Annotated in this window: 1 protein-coding gene; it reads right to left on the bottom strand. The window is 70.7% G+C overall.

From position 1 onward, the window contains the following. The coding region (locus tag ACTWP8_RS38170; protein WP_443326641.1) for an IS481 family transposase at positions 1-958 on the bottom strand (958 nt) is incomplete at its 3' end. Positions 959-1076: the final 118 nt, after the last annotated feature.

Below are 1076 nucleotides of genomic sequence, written 5' to 3'. Positions count from 1 at the left end.
TGTGCTGACCGGAGAGGTTGGTGACGCGGCTGGCTGGGGTTTGGCCGCTGATTCCGGTGTGGGGTCGGTGGTAGTTGTACCAGTCCAGCCAGTCGGGAAACGCGGCCTGCCGTTCGGCTTCTGAGGTGTAGGGCCGGTGGTAGGCCCACTCCTCGAGCAGGGTGCGGTGGAAGCGTTCGACCTTGCCGTTGGTCTGCGGCCGCCAGGGCCGGGTCCAGCGCGGGCTGATGCCCAGCTGCCGGCAGGTGTCGCGCCAGGTGTTCTTGGTGTAGGCCCAGGCGTTGTCGGTCAGCACCCGCTCGACGCTCACGCCGCGTGCGGCGAACCAGGCGGCAGCTCGTCGAAGGAAGGCCGCGCAGGTGGCGGCCTTCTCGTCGGGCAGGTCTTCGGTGTAGGCCAGGCGGGAGTGGTCGTCCAGGGCGGTGTGCAGGTAGGCGTATCCGGTGCCGTTGCGGCGGTCCTGGTTGGCCCGGCCGGCTGCGCGGCCGAGGACTTTGTGGCCGCCGCCGTCGGGGATGCGGCCGAGCTTCTTGACGTCGATGTGGATCAGTTCTCCGGGCCGGGCGCGCTCAAAGCGGCGCACGGGTTCGCCGGTGGCCCGGTCGGTGGCGGCCAGAACGGGCAGGCCGTGACGGCGCAGGATGCGGTGGGCGGTGGAGGCGGCGATGCCGCATCGGGCGGCCAGCCGCACCGGTCCGATGCGGTGTTCGCGGCGCAGGCGCACGACCTGCTCCTCGATGGCTTCTGGGGTGCGGCGGGGCTGATGGTGCGGGCGGCTGGAGCGATCCTGCATCCCGGCGGCCCCGTGTCGGCGGTAGCGGTCGGCCCAGCGTGCTGCGGTGGTGTGGCTGACCTGGAAGCGTTCCGCAGCCCGCCGCACAGGCCAGCCGTCCTCGACGACACACCGGGCCAAACGCAGCCGGCCGGTCGGAGTCAGCGGGGCATTACGGTGGAACAACGAGGGCCTCCTGGGCATCGGTGCAGACTTCGCAATCCACACCGAACCCAGAGGCCCTCACCCCTTTCAAGGACCGCTCAAGGCATGTCGCCTGTCACCAACGTCCCGGGACAGCACA

This window comes from Streptomyces sp. 7N604, assembly GCF_052245475.1.
Taxonomy (GTDB): Bacteria; Actinomycetota; Actinomycetes; order Streptomycetales; family Streptomycetaceae; genus Streptomyces.
The sequence above is the reverse complement of the archived record's forward strand: the minus strand, read 5'-3'. Positions and strand labels throughout refer to the sequence as shown.